Source organism: Flavobacterium crocinum (genome assembly GCF_003122385.1).
GTDB lineage: Bacteria > Bacteroidota > Bacteroidia > Flavobacteriales > Flavobacteriaceae > Flavobacterium > Flavobacterium crocinum.
This window is the reverse complement of the sequence record NZ_CP029255.1, coordinates 5,481,701-5,497,223: the sequence shown is the minus strand read 5'-3', so window position 1 is coordinate 5,497,223 and position 15,523 is coordinate 5,481,701. Positions and strand designations below refer to the sequence as shown.

Annotated in this window: 12 protein-coding genes; 10 read left to right on the top strand and 2 right to left on the bottom strand. The window is 33.9% G+C overall.

Annotation, left to right across the window (positions count from 1 at the left end; all coding sequences use genetic code 11):
* The first annotated feature begins 2 nt into the window (after window positions 1-2).
* From HYN56_RS25130 to HYN56_RS23195, 10 genes are all read left to right on the top strand, one after another.
* The gene (locus HYN56_RS25130) at window positions 3-152 is read left to right on the top strand and encodes a hypothetical protein (RefSeq protein ID WP_167398344.1); all 150 of its coding nucleotides are present in this window, start codon (window positions 3-5) and stop codon (window positions 150-152) included.
* A 343-nt stretch (window positions 153-495) separates the two neighbouring features.
* Entirely contained in the window at window positions 496-930 is a 435-nt protein-coding gene (locus HYN56_RS23235) for a hypothetical protein (RefSeq protein ID WP_109194383.1), read from the top strand.
* Window positions 931-1,077: 147 nt separating this feature from the next.
* Window positions 1,078-6,150: a DUF4132 domain-containing protein gene (locus HYN56_RS23230; protein WP_109194382.1), complete on the top strand. Its 5,073-nt coding sequence runs from the start codon at window positions 1,078-1,080 to the stop codon at window positions 6,148-6,150.
* Window positions 6,151-6,520: 370 nt separating this feature from the next.
* Window positions 6,521-6,895 carry a hypothetical protein gene (locus tag HYN56_RS23225; RefSeq protein ID WP_109194381.1) on the top strand — a complete coding sequence of 125 codons (375 nt, stop codon included), beginning with the start codon at window positions 6,521-6,523 and terminating at the stop codon, window positions 6,893-6,895.
* A gap of 175 nt (window positions 6,896-7,070) precedes the next feature.
* A complete protein-coding gene (locus tag HYN56_RS23220; protein WP_109194380.1) occupies window positions 7,071-7,565 on the top strand; it encodes a hypothetical protein in 495 nt (164 codons plus the stop codon).
* 122 nt (window positions 7,566-7,687) lie between these two features.
* Entirely contained in the window at window positions 7,688-8,197 is a 510-nt protein-coding gene (locus HYN56_RS23215; RefSeq protein ID WP_109194379.1) for an SMI1/KNR4 family protein, read from the top strand.
* A gap of 58 nt (window positions 8,198-8,255) precedes the next feature.
* Entirely contained in the window at window positions 8,256-8,738 is a 483-nt protein-coding gene (locus HYN56_RS23210) for a hypothetical protein (RefSeq protein ID WP_109194378.1), read from the top strand.
* A gap of 132 nt (window positions 8,739-8,870) precedes the next feature.
* Window positions 8,871-9,500: a hypothetical protein gene (locus HYN56_RS23205; protein WP_109194377.1), complete on the top strand. Its 630-nt coding sequence runs from the start codon at window positions 8,871-8,873 to the stop codon at window positions 9,498-9,500.
* A 191-nt stretch (window positions 9,501-9,691) separates the two neighbouring features.
* Complete coding sequence (locus HYN56_RS23200; protein WP_109194376.1) at window positions 9,692-10,435, top strand: hypothetical protein; 744 nt, start codon at window positions 9,692-9,694, stop codon at window positions 10,433-10,435.
* Window positions 10,436-10,706: 271 nt separating this feature from the next.
* A complete protein-coding gene (locus HYN56_RS23195) occupies window positions 10,707-13,205 on the top strand; it encodes a cation-translocating P-type ATPase (RefSeq protein ID WP_109194375.1) in 2,499 nt (832 codons plus the stop codon).
* Here the strand turns inward: HYN56_RS23195 and HYN56_RS23190 are convergent.
* Window positions 13,202-14,557, bottom strand: a complete 1,356-nt coding sequence (locus HYN56_RS23190) for an MBL fold metallo-hydrolase RNA specificity domain-containing protein (protein ID WP_109194374.1) — start codon at window positions 14,555-14,557, stop codon at window positions 13,202-13,204. The genes HYN56_RS23195 and HYN56_RS23190 overlap by 4 nt on opposite strands.
* Before the next feature lies 1 nt (window position 14,558).
* Window positions 14,559-15,389, bottom strand: coding sequence for an ATP cone domain-containing protein (locus tag HYN56_RS23185; protein ID WP_109194373.1), 831 nt, complete (start codon window positions 15,387-15,389; stop codon window positions 14,559-14,561).
* Window positions 15,390-15,523: the final 134 nt, after the last annotated feature.

Here is a 15,523-nt window from a genome sequence, read left to right as displayed (position 1 = left end):
CAATGAACTATAAAATATCATTTAAGGAAAGAGCTAAACTTAGCGAGGAACAACTGGCAAAACAGGAAGGAGTTACTTTAGAACAAGCAAGAGCGCAAGCAAAATGGCTCAGTGAAGTAAGTACTTCTAAAGAAAAGAAGAAAAGAAAGTAATTTTTATCCCAATAAAAACTTAAACCCTGCAAATACCAATTTGCAGGGTATTTTTTTAGTATTGGTTTGTAATTTTATAAAAGAGATTAGACACAATAAGTTTCCACAATCTTGTCATCCTACCGAAGGGAGAAATCGCACGCGGGATTCGACACAGATTGGGTTTTATTTTGTGGAGTTTCTAGTGTGATTTCTCGTTCCTCGAAATGACAAACTAAACGAAAAATAATTATGCTCAAGAGTTTATTTCTAATATTTTTTTTAACATTTTAAAGACATTATTTTAAGAATAAACTGATTTAAAATTCTTACATTACCACCTCAAAATAAAAGCCGATTAAAGATGAATATCAGCATCTCAGTAAAACAATTAGGAAAAAAACATCCGCTTCTTCAGGAAAAAAGTATAGCGCTGGCTATAGAAAATCCTGTCATTTCCACACAAAAACTAATCGAATCGATTGTAGATTATCAGGTACAATTATTCCATGCTTCCTCTTTTGAATTTGAAGACGAAGACAAAATCCATCTTCCAAAAGAAAATTACCTTCCCATTTTAACCGATACGGGAAAAGTGGGTTTTGGCGCACTTTATAACCACAACAAAGTAGATTTGGCCAAAGCGCAGGAAAATGCCATTGTAGCTTTCGAAGACGGTTTGTACGCTGTTTTCTACGGCGACGATCAGCTCGAAACTTTAACCGAGGAAATCGATTTATCCAAAAACAAATCCATCACTTTTATCAGGCTTACGTTTCTGGCGGGAAGCTATTGGTAAAATTTCAATGGCAATGTCAATGTCAAAAATCAATATCAATATCAATGTGAATGGCAATTGCAATTCTAAAAATCAATTAAAAAATTCAATGTTGAGGTTCGTTTTCAGAATCTAAAATCTACAGTCTAAAATCTAAAATAAAAAAACATGACAATTGAAGATTTATTAAAAAGTAAAGCAATCGAGAATCCGATTAAAAGGTTCAAGAAAGAATTGGAAGAAATTGTAAACAGTAATCTGGTTACGAAATTATTTTCCGGATCAAAACTCAAAAAAGAAGTCGCTGAGTTTGGTTTGGAGTTTCTTAAGCTGGACGACAATTATTACAGCAATTATATTTCGCTGGGTTCTAAACAGGCCGAAAAGTTTACAGCGCTGATAAAAGAGAATATTTGGGAAGACAAAAACTATTACGATCTTTTGGTATTCTTTTTTGAGGAAGAAAATGCGGTTTATGTAAAAGAGGCCTGGAACAGACTTCCGCAAAAAATGTATCAAACGGGGTATTCCAGACGTTCTTTTAGAGCGCCAAATCATAAAAAATATCTGTTGGTCAATCAGGTTAATTTTCTGCGTTCGTTGTTAAACGGAGCCAGCAAATACCATTATCAGGATTCGAAAACGGTTTATTATAATTTGAGTATCGAAGATCAGATTCGTTATGATACGGAGATTTCAAATTCGGGCAACCAATTCATGATTTGGTCATCGGCACTTGATTTGAATAAGGCGAATCTATATCAGCTGTTTGAAGATATTATTTTCAATAAAGAGCCACAGGGAAAAGTTTCCCGAAATATCATCAAAGCGCTTTTGAACAGCGAGAAAAAAGAAAACTGGGAACTGGTAGAAAAATTATTGCTTTCGGCACAGCGTCAGGAAGGATTGCGTCAGGTTGTTTTAGAAGCGTTGGACGAAACGAGTATCGGCGCTTTGCAATACATGATCAAAGTGATTATCGATAATAAACTGAGCCGTTTTTCATCGGTGGTAAGAGCCATCGATACGTGGACAGGTTTAGGCTGGGATGCCGAAAAAGAAACTACGGTTCGTAATATTCTGGATTTGGCGTACGGTTATTTTTCGAATCCGGAAACGATTCCGACAGGCATTCGAAGTAAAAATAATAATGAAGCCTATATGGCGCTTTGGGTTCAGGGTGTTTTAGATGTTGAAAAAACGGTTCCGTTTCTGCACGAATTATTAGAAAAAGGTTCGGTAGAAAAGAAATGTCTGGCGTTGAAATTTGCTGGAGAAACGCATGATCCGTATATCGAAATGCCATTTTATTTTAAAGCTTTAGACGACGAAAACCTTCAGGTTTTGGCATTTGCCGTTCCAAGAATGAACGCACTTTTGGATGCCAACACCAAATCGAAATATTATATCGAAAATGCCGATTATCCGGATTTCTTCAATAAAGTCTATAATCTTGCACAAACGATAACGGTAAAAGAAAAAACTTTTGAAGGAAAAGTATTTTCATGGCTGAATGCGAAGTTCGAAAAAGATACTTTGTATTCGTCGGCCATTAATTTAATTGGCGATCACAACGATAGATTGGAACTTATTTTAAATCAGTTCGAAAGTTTTTCTATCAATTTAAGAGAAAAACTGACGCGCCAAATTCTGGGAGATTATTATTGTTATTCGTTTTACAGTTTTAAAAGTAATGAAGGAAAAGAGAAAAAAGCACCGACTGATTTCCAAAGAAGTTTTGCTTTAAGAATCCTGAAAGACAGGGGAGAATCGCTTGTAGCTTCGGCAATTTCTACCTTGAACAATCTGACGCTGACAGCTGACGAATTGGGAATTTTTCAGGAATTGTACAAACGTAAAAATTCTAATTTAAAGAAAAACCTAACGTCGATTTTACTGAAACAGGAAGATCAAAACATTACCACTTTTGTAGATGCGATTCTGGAAAAAGGCGATATGGAACAGCGTATGTCGGCTTTGGATATCATGTTGCAATTGCAGAAAAACAATAAACTGACGGATAAAGTAAACGATTGGGTAAAAGCGTATTCGGCAAGACCAAAAATTACCGAAAAAGAAACCAAATTTATCGAACAGTTAGAACCGTCGCAAAAGAAAAACATTCTAAGCGCCGAAAACGGATACGGTTTCTTTACGCCAAATCATGTTTCAGCTTATGAATTGCCAAAACCAGCTTCGGATTCTTTGTATTCAAAATCGATAAAAGCACAGCAATATGGTTTTTCAAAATCGATGTCTCATATTAAAAACGAAATTTCGAAACTGTATCAATTATTCGAAGAAAACCGAAATTATGAGTACGAAATCGAAAACTACGATAACAGTAAACAAACGGTTTTACTTGGAAATACTTTCAGAACATTAAAAAATCTGAAAGACGAAAAAGACAAGGAAGCTTTGGCTAAAAATTATCCTTTGTATGAAGTTTGGTCTGGCTGGTTTGAAAATTCAGGATTAGACGAAAGAGATTTGTTTTTAATAACGCTGGTAAGCAATTGCGATCGAAAAGTTTGGCGTGATTTCCTCGAAAAACATATTTTTTATTATAAAGAATTATTACCGCATCCCAACAAAAGAGGTTACGATTGGGACAATGCGATTCTGAATATTTTGAATGCTTTAAAGCTAAAATATGCCTTTAAAGAAGAAACAGATTTCTTGATTGATGCTTGTACGACTTTGTATGCAGATCTTCCGCAATCTGTTTTGGAATTTGAATACAAACCGGGAAAAGATCAATATTATTACAATTCGGATAGTGGAAATGGCTGGCAGAATCAGGGCTTTTTTGATATTTATCTGAATAAAATCAGTTTAGCCGATTTAACCGCAGAACAGGAAAATAAAGTTTGGAACCTTTATAGATGGCGACAAATCAACGGATTGGAAAGAAACATTTCGTATTGCAAACCGCCAATTCATTTATACTGCACCGCTTTTGAACAAAAAATAATTACCGAAGGCGAATTGTACGAAGGTATTTTGGAACCGGAAAGAATTTCGGTTTTAACCAGCGAAAGCAAACATTACAGACATTATGGAAGCGAAGAATTGCTAAAAACATTTCCATTTTTAGTTCCGATGATTGATAAAATCCGCGAAACATTTTTGGATATCGAAGTCAAAAGAGGCGATTCGAATACTTCGGTTACGCCTTTGGTGCAGAGTTTTCAGAAAATTTATGGCATTAATCGTTTGGTCGAAATGCTTACGGCGCTTGGAAAAGCAAGTTTGTACAAAGGCTATATTTATTCGTGGAGTTATACCGAATTGACGAAACAAAAACTATTCAGTTATTTGCTGAAAAGATGTTATCCGTTAGAATCTGATACACAGCAAATTTTTAATGAAGCGGTTAAAAAAGCCAAAATCTCAGAAGAAAGATTGATTCAGACGGCTATTTATGCTCCGCAATGGCAAAAGTTCATCAGTAATTATTTAGACTGGAAAGGTCTTGACGAAGGAATCTGGTGGTTCCATGCGCATACTAAAACAGCAAGTTACAGTGCCGTAAATTCGGAATTGGAAAGCGAAATGGCAAAATTCTCGTCAATCGATTTACAGGATTTTAAAGACGGAGCGGTTGATAAAGATTGGTTCGTTTCGGCATATAAAAAATTAAGCAAAGCCAAATGGGAAATGCTGTACGAATCGGCTAAATATGTAACCGACGGAAACGGACACCGCCGTGCGCGTTTGTATGCAGACACGATTACAGGCGATTTGAAAATCAGGGAAGTTACCGCAAAAGTAAAAGACAAACGCGATCAGGATTATTTGCGCGTTTACGGTTTGGTGCCTTTGAGCAAAGCAAGTCCGGAGAAAGATATTTTGGCACGTTACGAGTATTTACAGCAGTTTAAAAAAGAAAGTAAAGAGTTTGGTTCGATGAAACAAGCGAGCGAAGCTTTGGCGATTCGTGTGGCTTTGGAAAACTTAGCCAGAAATGCAGGTTATCCGGATCCTGTTCGCTTGACTTGGGCAATGGAAACCAAACAGATTCAGAATATTTTATCTAAAGAAACTGAGGTTAAGTTAGATGATGTAACGATAAGTTTGGTCATCAACAAAGAAGGAAAAGCCGATTTGGTTACTTTGAAAGGTGATAAAGAATTAAAATCGATTCCGCCGAAATACAAAAAAGACAAAGGAATTCTGGAACTGACCAATTATCGCAAAACCATGCGTGAGCAATGGACACGTTCAAGAAAAGGACTGGAAGAAAGTATGATTCGCGGAGACGAGTTTTTATTCGCAGAAATGCAGAATCTTTTCGAACATCCGATTATTTCAAAACATTTGGAAAAACTTGTTTTTATTTCGAACGAAGATCAAATAGGTTTTTATGTAGATGGAAATCTGGTAACGGCTTTAGGAGAAATGATTTCGTTAAACGAAAAACTGACTTTTAGAATCGCACACTGTTTTGATTTGCATAAGAATAACGTTTGGACAGATTTTCAGAAATATTGTTTTGACAATAAATTACAACAGCCGTTTAAACAGATTTTCAGAGAATTATATGTTCCAACGCCAGATGAATTAAAAGAAAAATCTATTTCGAGACGTTATGCCGGACATCAGGTTCAGCCAAATCAGACTTTGGCATTATTAAAAGGAAGAGGCTGGAAAGTAGATTACGAAGAAGGATTGCAGAAAGTTTTCCATAAAGAAGGCTATCAGGTAAAAATGTACGCCTTAGCCGACTGGTTTTCTCCCGCAGATGTCGAAAGTCCGACTTTGGAAACTATCGAATTTCATTCATTAAAAGATTATAAAAACGTTCCTTTTGAAGATATAAATCCGAGGATTTTCTCAGAAGTAATGCGCGATATTGATTTAGTAGTAAGCGTTGCCCACGTTGGCGGTGTTGATCCGGAAGCGAGTCATTCTTCTATCGAAATGAGAGCGGTATTGTTAAGAGAGACATTGCGTTTGTTCAAAATCAAGAATGTAGAAATTACCGGAAACCACGCCATCATAAAAGGACAATTGGCAGAATATAGCGTGCATTTAGGAAGTGCGATTGTACATCAGGTTCCGGGTAAATATTTATCGATATTGCCAATTCATTCACAACACAGAGGACGTTTGTTCCTTCCATTTGCAGACGACGATCCAAAATCGGCTGAGGTTATGTCTAAAGTTTTATTGTTTGCCAAAGACAATGAAATTCAGGATCCGACTGTTTTGAGTCAGATTGATAAGACGTATGCTTAATTAGATATTTAATTAGATCTGACAGGTTTTTAAAACCTGTCAGGTCTTAATAAACTTTTCATAAACAGATAACATAGCATTACTTTGTCAATTCCCTGTTTCTTGGGGTCACAAATTATTTTATACAAAAAACTTATTTCAACACAATTATGGCTTTTAAAAGCTGTTTTTGTGTTTTTCTTTTTACACTTTTATTAGATTTTGCTCTTCAGCGTTCTTTAAAAAACAAACCTTCAAAAATTACGCGATTGCTGTACATGCTAAAAAAATAACAGTTGCTTGTGCGGGAAGGCTTTGGGGAGCGGGATTTTTATGCTTCGTAGGAATCTTTGAAATAATATGTTCAAAACAATAAAAGAGCAAAACCGAAATGACAAAAGAACAGTTTAAAAAGCATTTATTGCAAACAATAGAAGGAATTGTAAAGGGGGCAGAAGATAAAGCAGTCAGGTTTACAGTAAACCCAATTAAAGAAACAAATGTAACATACAATTCAACCGACGATTTTATTCGGCTATGGATGTTAAATGAGAAAAATATAATCGGACGTTTTTTTACCATAAACGAAGTGAGTGATTTTTTATCCCAGCCCAATTATAAATTTCCCCTTTGGATAAAAGTATTTTTAACTGAAAGCACGGCTGAGAAATTGATTTTTGAACTCAAAATAAGTATGCGGTTCAGAACGCCAAGTCAGTTAAAGAATGTTGATACTGGGCATCCGCCTTTTGTATATGAGCAATAAATGAAAGAAGTTAAGAAATGAAAGCAAAGGAACTATTCTACAAAGTGTTCTTAAAAAAAACAAACCTCAAAAAATTAAGCGATTGCTGTGCATACTAAAAAATAACAGTTGCTTGTTTGGGAAGAGTTTGAGGAGCGGATATTTTATCAATAAATAAAAATATAGAAAATTACAGATGCCAATAAACAACAAAAAAGATTACATACAAAGCAAATGGAGAGAAGGACTCCTACCATTAATAGACGGTATATCATTTGCTAATGGCGATATTATTATCGCAAATACTTATCGGCTAATAGATACTGAAAATAATACAAGCAAACGATATTGGTCTCCCTTGTGCGATACAACAATAGAAAGCGTAGAAAAATATGAAGGTAATGCTTGGGTATGTGTTGACATTTTTAACGGCGAAATCAATTACGGAAATGGAAAAATAGTATTTGGTGATGGAGGTATGGGAAGCGACGGATTTGTAGCACATATAGACGAAAATGGCGACTTGATCTGGGGGATATTTTTTACATTTTCGAACCCGATAATAAGTGCAAAAATTATAGAGGACAAACTGATTTGTATGTCGGATGCAAAAATTGAAGTCATTATTCAGCTTAACGATATAACTAAAATCTCGATAATAGAACACCCATTCGATCACGAAGAAAAATAACCCGCTCCACAAATTATTCTTTTAAAAAAAACCTTCAAAAATTAAGAGCTAGCTGTGCATGCTAAAAATAACATTTACTTGTTCGGGAAGAGTTTAGGGAGCGGGCACACCTAAAAACTGATATTAAAATATTAATTAAATGGAAAATTATAAACAAACTTCATTTTTATTCATTTAACCCAGCAGAGGCGGTAAATGAAAACGACTTTAAGGCATTAGAGCTTATAATTAATAGAAGTCTTCCTTTGTCTTATAAAGAATTCTATACCGCTAATAATGGCGGAAGTATAAAAGAAAACAATTTTTTCAAAAATGACGATGATAAATTTGAAACATTTTCGATAAACGATTTTTATCATTTGGTAGCAAATGAAGAAAATGACAAGTTTGAAACCAATGTATTTACGATAATAGACAAAAACCTACTTGAAAACATCCTGTTTGTTCCTTGGGGATTTGATGGTTCCAACAATCAGCTTTATCTTGATTTTACCTATGAAGAACCCAAAGTATATGCCTATTATTATGATGAAGATGATACAGGCATACCCAAACAGGTTTTTCTTGCTGATTCTATCGAAGCATTTTTAAAAAAATTAAGAGTATATGAGGAAGAGGAAGATGATGAGTAAAACAAACCTTCAAAAATTAAAAGATTGTTGAGCAAGTTATTAATAATAGAATTTAAAAATGGAAGAAAACAACAACTGGAACAGTGAAGAATTATGCCGTATAGCCGACGCCATGAATACGTATAATTGGGCACTGACAATTATTAAATCCAAAGGGTATAAAATATTTTTATGTCCTGATGCCAGAGAAGAATATTATGGAGATTATTGGGCATTAAGCCCACAGCGCACTTTTATTGGCTCAGACCCTTTGCGTTTGCTGGGCATCATTTCACTTTGGGAAACATTGGGCGATAACTGGCGAGGACAGCAAATACTACAATATCAAGATTTATATGGCGCAATAGAAAGCATAGCTCTTCCAGACAATGCAGAAGATTTTGATAAACTTACCGATGAAGAATTTGATAAGATAGTTTCTGATTATCGTATTTTCTTTAACAGAATTTACAAACCGGATATATTACCCGAGAATGTTACAAGAGAAGATTTTTTCAAAGTAATGGATATTTTTCACAAAGAAGATTTAGAAGAGATATGACCACTCACTCCACAAAATATTCTTTAAAAAACAAACATCCAAAAAAAATAAGAGATTGCTGTGCATGCTAAAAAATAAAATTTGATTTTTCGGGAAGAATTTGGGGAGCATGAAAAACAAAATAAAAAAACAATGAATAGAATCCTAACCATATTTAAACTTAAAACTCGAGAAGTAAGAGATAAGAAACTAAAAGAACTTATTGATAAAAAGGAAATACTTACTGTTGACGAATTGAACTTCATCGCCTCAAACTTTAAACAGAAAGAAGAGCTCATCACTTATGATTTAATTTGGGTTCTATTGTTGAATTCTCCAAAAATGGATACACTGAAAAATTTTTGCATTCAGGGAATCGAAGAAAATTTAAATACAGAGTACGAAAGTTTTAAAAATTGGGATATAAATTTTTATATTTCTACATGGGCGTTTCAATATTTAACTTATTTATATCCAAATAAATTTGATGATTATTTTGAAAAATATTATAACACAGCAACAAACAACAATCTAAAAATGAATATGGCGGAATGCGTTTTTGCCCGAAATAAAGAATTGGGATTAAAACTTATGATTGATATTTTACCATTTATAGATTATGACCATCGTACTTGGGATTCGATAGGACAATATGTATGCTACGAAGGAACACTAAACACAATTATCTATTTGAAAGAAAAAATAGAGAAAGAAGAAGATATTAACATGAAGAATTTTTATCTGGACATGGTAAGAGAACTTGAAAAAAATAAAGACACTTAATCTGCTCAACAAAGCATTCTTTTAAAAAAAACCTTCAAAAATTAAGAGATTACTGTGCATGCTAAAAAAATAACATTTACTTGTTCAGGAAGATTACGGGAAGCGAGGATAAATCTAACCTTTGTATTTTGCTTTTTCAACGAAACTAAAAAGTCTTAAAAGCATATTACCTCCAAAACAAACTAAAGAGTATGAGAGAAATTAATTGTCCATATTATTGGGACTGTGGAAAAAACTTTAATCCTTCAGAAATGAAAAAGGATGACTTTGAATTTTTAAAGTCTGCGACAGAAAAAAAAATAACTTTTATGTTTTTACATTGTCCAAAATGTAAAAGACGGTATAAATTTGACACTGTAAAATGGGAAGCTGATGAATTTGGTTTTTCAGACCCAAACATTGTTGTTGAGAAAAAGAAAAAAACAACTAAACAATTAATGGCTATTCTTAATAAAGCAAAAATTGAAATTCCAACGCCATATTTGGAATATTTAATAAAGGAAAATTTCAATCCTAAAGTATCAGTTTTTGTAGACGAAGACGATTTTAATCTATATAATCTTAATGAACTTTGTGAAAAAGTAAATGTGGACGGAAAATCAAATTTGAGAATTAGAGAACTAAAAGGGTATGTTGATTCTTTGAAAGAAATAATTGAAGAAACGCCAAAAAGAAAAAAGGCACACCAGTTTACTTTGGATGAACTTTCAAATTGTCTTACAATTGGTTATGAAAATACACGAATATTATTTATTGACAATCGAGACAATAATTCTTTGTGGATTTTTCATTCTGATGGCGGAGATACTTTTGAAATAACATCTATGAAATTAGACAAAATTATTGTACGAAAAAATAAACCCGATCGCGCGGATTTGCAATCCGTGTCCACAAAGCATATCGACAAAGAGAGAGCAAAAAACTATGAGAATTAAATAAGATTTACCGTTCCGAAGCTTCAGAATCGGGACTGTTAGGTCTTAATAAACTTTCAAATAATTGAAACGGAATAAAATTATTATACATGATTGCTCGAATATGCAGTAAATTTAATTTGATAAGAAAATGGAAAGGAGAAAATAATGTTTTTTTGAAAATTCTCATAAGTAAATTCTTGTTTTTTGTTTAATACTATATTAAGATTAAGATGAGAGAGGGTTTTTAAAATGATTCGCCTGACATTAATTTAACTTTAAAAAGGATTCTATGAATAAAGATGAAAAAGAATTAAAAGGACTAAGTTATAGTGAGGTAATTTTGTTAAGGAAAAAATTTGGCACCAATACTTATAATCATAAAACAGAGAACAGGATCGTGGCCTTTATCAAAAATGTTTTCACTGAACCAATGGTTCTTTTATTATTGGTAGCTTCTGCAATTTACTTTATTAACAGACAATATAGTGATGCCATATTTCTTGCAGTTTCGATTTTATTGATTACTGCAATATCACTTTATCAAGAAAAGAGAAGTCGTAATGCTTTGTTAGAACTACAGGAGTTTACTAAACCTTTATGTAAAGTTATTCGTGAAGGAATAGAGCAAAGCATTAAAACGGAGGATATTGTTGTGGGAGATTTGGTTATTATTGAAGAGGGCGCTTTGGTTCCGGCTGATGGTATCCTTGTTCGTTCAAATGATTTTTCAATAAATGAATCATTGCTTACTGGCGAGTCTATGGCGGTTTTAAAAAATGAGAATCTGGAAGATAATAATGTTTTTTCAGGAACCACTGTTGTCACTGGAGTTGCTATTTTTGAGGCAACTAAAATTGGAAATCAAACACAATTAGGCAAAATTGGCCACAGCTTAGAGTCTATTGCAGAAGAAAAAACACCATTGGAGATTCAAATAGGGGATTTTATAAAAAAAATGGTTTTTGCAGGTGGATTGATATTCATTTTAATTTGGATACTTAATTATTACAGGATAGGTAATTTTTTAGAAAGCCTTTTAATAGCACTTACTTTGGCTATGAGTATTTTACCCGAAGAAATTCCCGTGGCTTTTACAACATTTATGGCTTTAGGAGCCAGGAGACTTATGAAAATGGGTATCATAGTGAAACAAATGAAAACCGTTGAAACATTAGGAAGCGCTACAGTTATTTGTACAGATAAAACAGGAACCATTACGCAGAATAAGATGGAATTGGCGGGTCTTTACTTACCTTCTGGATTAGAAGTTGGAGTAAATACGTTTAATGAATTAAAAGAATCGGAAGAACTTATTACCACGGCAATGTGGGCAAGTGAACCAATAGCTTTTGACCCAATGGAAATTGCTATTCATAATATTTACAAACAAAACTCAGCTCAGGATATTAGGATTTTTTTTAAAATGATTCACGAATATCCTTTAGCTGGCACCCCCCCTATGATGACTCATGTTTTTGAAGATAAGGCTGGCAATCGAATTATTGCGTCAAAGGGTGCGCCCGAAGCTATTTTTGAAGTCTGTAACCTTTTAGGAGAAGAAAGAGAAAAAGCAATAGCAGGAATGAATAGGCTTGCAGGCAGTGGTTATAGAATATTAGGTGTTGCGCTTGGAAATTGGGAAGGTACTGATTACCCCAAAATGCAACAGGAAATTCCGTTTGTTTTTAAAGGTTTAGTAGCATTTTATGATCCGCCCAAGGATCATATCACGCAGGTGTTGCAGTCTTTTTACAAAGCAGGAATAGCTGTTAAAATTATTACCGGCGACAATGCCATTACTACAAATGCGATAGCACGAGAAATTGGTTTTGAGGGTTTTGATAAAGCTATTACAGGAGATGAGCTAATGCAGATGAGCGATGCAGAATTGCAGGAAAAGGTCATGGATATTAATATTTTTAGCCGAATGTTTCCTGATGCCAAACTTAGGATAGTGAATGCATTGAAAGCTTCTGGACAAATTGTAGCCATGACTGGAGATGGTGTAAATGATGGGCCTTCGCTCAAGGCAGCTCATATAGGTATTGCTATGGGAAAAAAAGGTACTGCGATTGCTAAAGATGCCGCATCACTTATTTTGGCAGAAGATGATCTTTCAAAAATGGTAGATGCTGTAGCGATGGGCAGGAAAATTTATACTAATTTAAAAAAGGCTGTTCAGTATATTATATCAATACATATCCCAATAATTCTGATTGTTTTTCTTCCACTTGTTTTAGGGTGGGTTTATCCTAATATATTCAGTCCTATTCATGTTATTTTACTAGAGCTTATTATGGGGCCAACTTGCTCGATAATATATGAGAACGAACCTACAGAAGCAGACATAATGAAAAGAAAGCCAAGAACCTTAACTTCGACATTTTTTAATGTAAAAGAACTTGCAATCAGCATTTTTCAGGGAGTTGCCATAACATTGGGACTGTTGTTTGTCTATCAGTATTCGGTACATAATCAATGGAATCAGGATTTAACCCGTACGATGGTTTTTCTAACCTTAATAACGGCTAATGTTGTGCTGACACTCGTCAACCGATCTTTTTATTATTCGTTATGGACAACACTTCAATACAAAAATAATCTGATTCCAATTATAATATGTATTACAGTGTTTGTGTTTGCAATGCTATTGACAATACCTTTCATGCGATCCATTTTTAGTTTTGAACGCCTCACGCTTTTTAATTTTAGTTTATGCATTTTTACAGGTGCAGTTTCAGTGTTGTGGTTTGAAGCAGTAAAATATTTAAGGAGAAAAAAATCTTAGATCTCTATTTTAGTTCCCAGTAGTGGAACACTACATTTATAGCCATATCGTTCCTGAATTTTAAATCTTAATTCGTCGGCAGCCTGATTTTCACCATGAACTAAATAAATACATTTTGGAGCATTTTTTAAAATAGAAAGCCAGTTTAACAAATCTTGCTGGTCGCCATGGGCAGAAAGTCCCTCTATTTGAACAATTTTTGCTTTTACATCATAATAGTTTCCGTATATTTTGATTTCTTGAGCTCCCTCTATAAGCTTTCTTCCACGTGTACCTTCAGCCTGATATCCTACAATGATAACGGTCGTTTTTTTAAGCCCTATATAATGTTCAAAATAAGATAACACTCTTCCTCCCGTAATCATTCCGCTAGCAGCGATAATTACTTTAGGCTGAGGATCTTCTATAATGCGCATAGTGTCTTCAAATTCAGAAATTATTCGGAACATTTTGCATATTTCATGACAATCAGTAATCGAGAGCTTGTGCCATTGACTATTTTCTAAAAAAACGTTCAATACATTAGCACCCATTGGTGTGTCAAGAATATAGGGAACATCTGGAATTCTTCTTTCGGTTTTAAGCTGCCATAAAAGATACATTATCGATTGCGCTCTTTCAACTGCAAATCCTGGAATAATAACAGTTCCTCTTTGCTGTATTGTTGTATTGATATAGTTTTCCAGCTTTTTTTTTACATCGAGATCAGGATGTAGACGATTTCCATAAGTGCTTTCTAAAAAAAGATAATCGCCCAGTACTGGTTTTGTTGGAGGAAACATCAGTACATCATTATCACGTCCTATATCTCCTGAAAATACCAAAGTTTTACCCTCGATGTTTAACGTAATGCTACAGGCGCCTATAATATGTCCAGAGGTTGAAAAAACAGCTTCGATATCATTATCCAGAATTACGGGTGTCTTTTGTTGGACGATCTTAAAAAAAGGAAAAACTGCTTTTGCCTGCTCTACAGTGTATAACGGCTCTGCTTTTTCATGTTTAGAATAGTGTTTTTTGTTGGCATAATAAGCTTCCTCTTCTTGAATTTTAGCACTATCCAAAAGAACAAGCTCTGCTACAGATTTAGTTGGATTGGTGCAATATATTTTACCTTTAAAACCCTGTGCAATTAATCTTGGCAACCAGCCACAATGATCCAGATGACCATGAGTTAGAAGAACATAATTGATACTGGATGGTAAAACTGGTAAAGGTTGCCAATTAAGTTCTCGCAGTGCTTTAAGACCTTGAAACAATCCACAATCAATTAGTAATCTTACACCATTGCTTTCTATTAGTGTTTTTGAACCTGTAACGATTCCAGAACCGCCTATGAATTTTATTTTCATTTTAAATAAGTTTACAAATTTGAGAGGCTTCCTTAAGTATATTTTTAATTCGTTTTTCAGTAAGACCTATTTTATAAAGACTTTCTGAGTTATTAATAAGATCCTTTGTAAGTATTAAATTTAGGATAAGTAGTTGCTCTTTTTCGAACATCGATAGCGTTGTTAGACAAGTAATAGGGTAGAGGCCAGTTTCATCAATTTTATTTTTAATGCTATTGTTCCTAGGATAATCCCAGCTTAAAAGATTTATTTTACTGCAATTGGCAAAAGTTTCTGCATCTTTAGTAAAACGATTATTAGTGACAATAATACATGAATTAATTGTTTCATTGTTTAAAAAAAGCGTGTGCTGTTTGGTTTTAAGATCATTAAAACGCGAAAGAATGTACATAGGAACTTTTACATCTGATGACTTTTCTTGGCTATTGTGGAATTTACATTCAATCATCCAGATTAGATTCTCTTTTTTGAGTACGATGTCTACTTCATGTGATACACATTTTCCTTGTAAGATTAAATTGGTTTTGGTTTTATAGCCTTCCTCTGCATATAAACGCGAAATATATTTTTCAAAGAAAAAGCCGTCTGGCCCCAGCATTTGTAAAGCAGATCGGATATTGTAACGTGCAGCATATCCGTTTGCTGCTTTTTTTAAAATAGCAAAGGCCAATTTATATATCTTTTTGGTTGTAATTCCTTCGTAGATTTGGTCTTGTATTTGTTTTAGGCATTTTTCAATAAGATCGGCTGAAGCGCCTGATTTTTGAAGTGATTTTTTTAGTTTTTCAATATCAAAAGGCACAACGTGACCTGAATGTTTGATTACTTTCATGATATTATGAATTTAAATTAAAACATTTCCCGAACTATTTAAACAAAAATAAATCACATTATTGAGAGATAGTATGATAAAAGTCACAAAAGAGAAATTTATATAATATAAAAAATGATTGTCTATTTTAAGTC

Coding starts and splice junctions, on each gene's coding strand:
- HYN56_RS25130 (WP_167398344.1), top strand. CDS start 3: ATGAACTATAAAATATCATTTAAGGAAAGAGCTAAACTTAGCGAGGAA.
- HYN56_RS23235 (WP_109194383.1), top strand. CDS start 496: ATGAATATCAGCATCTCAGTAAAACAATTAGGAAAAAAACATCCGCTT.
- HYN56_RS23230 (WP_109194382.1), top strand. CDS start 1,078: ATGACAATTGAAGATTTATTAAAAAGTAAAGCAATCGAGAATCCGATT.
- HYN56_RS23225 (WP_109194381.1), top strand. CDS start 6,521: ATGACAAAAGAACAGTTTAAAAAGCATTTATTGCAAACAATAGAAGGA.
- HYN56_RS23220 (WP_109194380.1), top strand. CDS start 7,071: ATGCCAATAAACAACAAAAAAGATTACATACAAAGCAAATGGAGAGAA.
- HYN56_RS23210 (WP_109194378.1), top strand. CDS start 8,256: ATGGAAGAAAACAACAACTGGAACAGTGAAGAATTATGCCGTATAGCC.
- HYN56_RS23205 (WP_109194377.1), top strand. CDS start 8,871: ATGAATAGAATCCTAACCATATTTAAACTTAAAACTCGAGAAGTAAGA.
- HYN56_RS23200 (WP_109194376.1), top strand. CDS start 9,692: ATGAGAGAAATTAATTGTCCATATTATTGGGACTGTGGAAAAAACTTT.
- HYN56_RS23195 (WP_109194375.1), top strand. CDS start 10,707: ATGAATAAAGATGAAAAAGAATTAAAAGGACTAAGTTATAGTGAGGTA.
- HYN56_RS23190 (WP_109194374.1), bottom strand. CDS start 14,557: ATGAAAATAAAATTCATAGGCGGTTCTGGAATCGTTACAGGTTCAAAA.
- HYN56_RS23185 (WP_109194373.1), bottom strand. CDS start 15,389: ATGAAAGTAATCAAACATTCAGGTCACGTTGTGCCTTTTGATATTGAA.